This window comes from Pseudomonas cichorii, from assembly GCF_019719005.1.
Taxonomy (GTDB): Bacteria; Pseudomonadota; Gammaproteobacteria; order Pseudomonadales; family Pseudomonadaceae; genus Aquipseudomonas; species Aquipseudomonas cichorii_E.
Genome location: NZ_JAIGPJ010000071.1, coordinates 1 through 5,006 on the forward strand (window position 1 = coordinate 1; position 5,006 = coordinate 5,006).

Consider the following 5,006-nt stretch of genomic DNA (forward strand, 5'->3'; position numbering starts at 1 on the left):
CACTTGGGCTCCAACACTCTGGAACTGGACCATAAAGGCAAACTGATCAGCCAGGAAAGTTACTACCCGTTTGGTGGCACCGCATGGTGGGCTGCGCGCAGTGCTGTGGAAGCGAAATACAAGACAATTAAATATTCAGGTAAGGAACGCGATGCCAGCGGGCTTTATTACTATGGGTTCAGGTATTACGCGGCATGGTTGCAGCGCTGGATCAGTCCTGACCCCTTTGGTATATCGGCGGGCCTTAATCTGTATGAGTTCGTTAAAAACACTCCAATCAGACTGCTGGACATCAACGGTCTGGTAGGTACCGATCCAAATAAAACTGAACGCATATCCTACACCAGCCCTGGGCTTGAAGCGCGATTAAACGCCATCAAACAAAGCCAGAAAGAACATTTCGACCTTATCGAAAATGCTTACACCCATGAAATAGAAGATACGTCCTACATCACTTCGGAATACAGCACAGAAGGTTCGGACGAGAGCGATTACTTTTATAATCAATACAAAAAGCACAAATGGAATATCCACGTTAACTTCAAGAATGTGCGGACAGAACCGGTTGTTCACGCTAATCACATTGCGGTAGCTCAATACTTGCGAGTTGCAAAGCATAAAAATTTCATGGGGCAATTGCCCTCGGTGATCAAAGGTAGCTACGTGACAAACGCTGGCGCTATTGAGGTGGCAAAAACCTATGAAAGTGGATCGAATGAACTACGCGAAAAATTTATCCATCAGACGCAACTCGGCAAAAGCATGCAGAGAATATTCAAGACCTTTGGATTGGTCGCAAACAAGGTCACCACCCGCTTTCACCCGAATCAACAGCTAGACATTTACATACATGTCACCCCGGACAACCAAACGATAATGGCACCGGCGCAAACGCTGATCAGTACTCCCATCGCATCTGATACATCGTCACAAAGCACCTCAAGGCTTGATCCTTTCTATCAGGTACTTCAAGAGTACACCCCATCCAGCATTGAAGTACGGCATAACTCAATGATCCAGAATACGCAAACCACGCCAGACACACTGCCGCTCCATTCCTCGTGGTTTACCTCTCTCTTTCAATCACTTCAAAACCACATTCGTCCCACGGCCTTGAGACGCGGTGCGACTCCATAATCCGGGCTAGCTCCAACCGGAAAAAATGCATTGGACATACGGACCTCTTCCCGAATACGAATGCCATCCGATTGCCCCCCAGAGCCAACGTGCCCGAGCGATTTGACGTACGGCCAAATCGACTAGTTGCGCTGAACTAAACTCATGTCAGACCGCAGACAGGGACGCTTGCGAATGAACATGACACTGCATACTCACACACCTACGCTGATCGTTATCGATCCGCGAGGTTTGGCGATGCGCAGCGTTGCGTTTTGCCGTAGCACGCCTGATGAGCCTGTTGATAAGCGCGTAACCTCTCAAACCTATGATCTGGCAGGACGGCTGATCAGACAGCGTGATCCTCGTCTCTCTAGTGAAAACCTCCGCACAACTTACAGCCTTAGCAGCCGGGCGCTGCTGACCGAAAGTGTCGACGCCGGTTGGCGGCTCGGGTTAGTGGGTGAGGCGGGACAAACTGTTGAGGGATGGGACAGTCGTGGTACTCAGCGCCAGGTTGAATACGATGCTGTATTGCGCCCTTCGGCAATCACCGAAGACGGGCTGGTAACCGAGCGGCTTGGTTACGGAGGACCGGATGGTTTCGAGCACAATCAGTGCAATCAGCTCATTCGCCATGACGATACGGCGGGGACTCGCCATCTGCCGGATTACGGTTTGCTCGGGGCTGCACTGATCGAAGCCCGGCATTTTCTGCATGCCTTGGAAACACCGGACTGGCCACTGGCCGAAGCAGAGCGCGATGCCCTTCTGGAGAGCGACAGCCTGGAAACACAGTGGGCGTTCAATACTCTGGGCGAACAGATTCGGCAGACCGATGCCATGGGGAATACGCAATCCTTCAAACAGACCGTGGCCGGGCAATTGAAAGCCGTCGATCTGAAATTATCGAACACCACACAGACGCTGGTCAGCGATATCCATTACAACGCCTTCAATCAGGTCGAGCAGGAAACGGCGGGCAATGGTGTTATCCGCCGCTCGATCTACGATCCGCAAGATGATCGCTTGATGGAGATTCGTGCGGGCGATCCAGCGTTGCAGCACCTCATCTACGCTTACGACCCGGTCGGTAATATCCTGCGAATCGAAGATGCTGCCCAACCGATTCGTTACTTCGCCAACCAGCGCGTCGAGGCGATTAATCACTACCGCTACGACACGCTCTATCAGTTGATCGAGGCCACGGGCCGCGAGGTCAATATCGGTGCCAGTCACGGCCCTGCCCTACCCGGCTTGCAGCCGCTGCCGCCCGATCCGAACCAGATCAGCAATTACACCCAAAACTACGATTACGACAGCGCCGGTAATCTGTTGCAGATGCGCCACATCGGCGCACAAGCCTTTACCCGCACAATGCGTGTGGCGCAGGACAGCAATCGCAGCCTGCCCGAAGGTGAAACCGACGCGGACTTTGATACCGGCTTCGACCCCAACGGCAACCAGTTGCAACTGGTCCGTGGCCAGACGATGGAGTGGGATATCCGCAACCAGTTACAGCAAATCACCACCGTCACCCGCGCCACCGAAGCCAGCGATAACGAGCGCTATATCTACGACGGCCAAGGGCAAAGATGCCGCAAGATCAACAGCACTCTGGCCTCCAGTCGCACGCTGAATAACGAGGTTCGCTACCTGCCGGGGCTGGAAATCCGCACCACTGCCGATGGAGAAGTTTTGCACGTCATCACGGCCCAAAACAGTCGGGTACTGCACTGGCAGGCAGGTCAACCGAACGGCATCGCCAACGATCAAATCCGCTACAGCCTGAATGATCACTTGGGCTCAAGCACGCTGGAGCTGGACCATCAAGGCAACCTGATCAGCCAGGAAAGTTACTACCCGTTTGGCAGCACATCGTGGTGGGCAGGGCGCCGTGCTGTGGAAGCGAAATACAAGACAATTAGATATTCAGGTAAAGAGCGTGATGCCAGCGGGTTGTATTACTACGGATTCAGGTATTACGCACCATGGCTACAACGCTGGATCAATCCAGACCCGGCGGGCAATGTGGACGGCCTGAACCTTTTCTGTTTTGTCGGGAATAATCCGATCGCATCGTTCGACAACAATGGCTTTATCGCCGTATTCACCAATAATGATCAAAAATATTTTATCGATGAAAAACTTCAGGACCGGCTCAAAAGTGCTCAAAAACAATCGCAGGTACAGTACGACTTCCTGAAGAGCAGCTACTACCATGAAATTGAAGACACCTACACGATATCCTCAAAACTCTCCCATAAAGATTACAAATTTGAAGACTATTTTGAAAATAAATTTCTGCCCCACAAATGGACATTCAAGCAAAACTTCAAGCACATACGGGCAGAGCCTGTCGTCCATGCGGATCAAATCGCTGTAGAGCAATTTATACGGGTTTCAAATGCCGAAGGTTTCCCCAACACTCTTCCCTCAGTTATAAAACGTAGCGTCATCATCAACGCCACCGTCGCTGAAATAGCTAACAAGTATGACAGCGGCTCACCAGAACTTTTAAAAAATTTCCTGAACGACACTCCGAATGGAAAAAGCACAAAGCGGCTGTTGGACACATTCAAACTGACAGCTATCCGCGCTGAAAAGAAACTCACCGAATCTTCCTACTGGGATATATATTTGCACGTCGTGCCCCAGGAGCTAGCCGTAACTAACCCAGAAAACACAGTTATCCAAAATCTGTCCAGACTCACGGTCGCAACAGTCGAAAAGGCCGCAAATATGTCAGAGCTTTCTGTTCCCCCGGATCTACCAGGCAGTTCAAAACCTGCGACCTCTCCCCAACAGCCCGAGACAGGCACTCGGCGCAACTCAAGAGCACGAAGGAGAAACATTATTTGAAACAGTCAGCCTACAGGGCTGGAATCCACTGTCCCGTCGCGGCCAAGGCCCATCCCACATCAAGGCGCTATGTCAAGGGTACTCTGACGTACGGCCAAGTTAGCTGTTTTCACTGAACTAAACTCATGTCAGACCGCAGACAGGGACGCTTGCGAATGAATATAGCGCTGCATACTCACACACCTACGCTGATCGTTATCGATCCGCGAGGTTTGGCGATACGCAGCATTGCGTTGTTTCGTCGCGAGCAGGGTCAGCCTGTCGATGAACGCGTAACCTCTCAAACCTATGATCTGGCAGGACGTCTGGTGAGACAGCGTGATCCTCGTCTCTCTAGTGAAAATCTGCGCACAACCTACAGCCTTAGCAGCCGGGCGCTGCTGACCGAAAGCGTCGATGCCGGTTGGCGGCTTGGGTTATTGAACGAAACAGGCTTGCCGATTGAAGGTTGGGACAGTCGCGGTAGCCGACACCAGGTTGAATACGATGCGGTATTGCGCCCTTTGGCAATCATCGAAGACGAGCTGGTAACCGAGCGGCTTAGCTATGGCGGAGCGGATGGTTTTGAGCATAACCAATGCAACCAGTTGATTCGCCATGACGATACGGCAGGGACTCGCCATCTACCGGATTACGGTTTGCTCGACTCGGCATTGATCGAAGCACGGCATTTTCTGTACGCCTTGGAAACACCGGACTGGCCGCTGGATGAAGCAGAGCGCGATGCCTTGCTGGAGAGCGACAGCCTGGAAACACATTGGGCGTTCAATGCACTTGGCGAACAGATTCGGCAGACCGATGCCATGGGTAATGCGCAGTCCCTCAAACAGACCGTAGCCGGGCAATTGAAAGCCGTCGATCTGAAGTCATCGAGCACCACGCAGACGCTGGTCAGCGATATCCATTACAACGCCTTCAATCAGGTTGAGCAGGAAACGGCGGGCAATGGTGTTATCCGCCGCTCGCTCTACGATCCGCAAGATGGTCGTTTGATGGAAATCAGCGCTGGCAGCCCAGCGTTGCAGCAT

Annotated in this window: 2 protein-coding genes and 1 pseudogene; all 3 read left to right on the plus strand. The window is 52.3% G+C overall.

Annotated elements, in window-relative coordinates:
* The coding region (locus K5D32_RS25525) for an RHS repeat-associated core domain-containing protein (protein ID WP_221602292.1) at nucleotides 1-1,137 on the plus strand (1,137 nt) is incomplete at its 5' end.
* A 174-nt stretch (nucleotides 1,138-1,311) separates the two neighbouring features.
* A complete protein-coding gene (locus K5D32_RS25530) occupies nucleotides 1,312-3,978 on the plus strand; it encodes an RHS repeat domain-containing protein (protein ID WP_221602294.1) in 2,667 nt (888 codons plus the stop codon).
* A gap of 155 nt (nucleotides 3,979-4,133) precedes the next feature.
* A pseudogene (locus K5D32_RS25535) lies at nucleotides 4,134-5,006 on the plus strand (hypothetical protein); the annotation flags it as partial.

What these genes read in the sequence shown, in the direction of transcription:
- K5D32_RS25530 (WP_221602294.1), top strand. Translation starts at nt 1,312, where the DNA reads ATGAACATGACACTGCATACTCACACACCTACGCTGATCGTTATCGAT.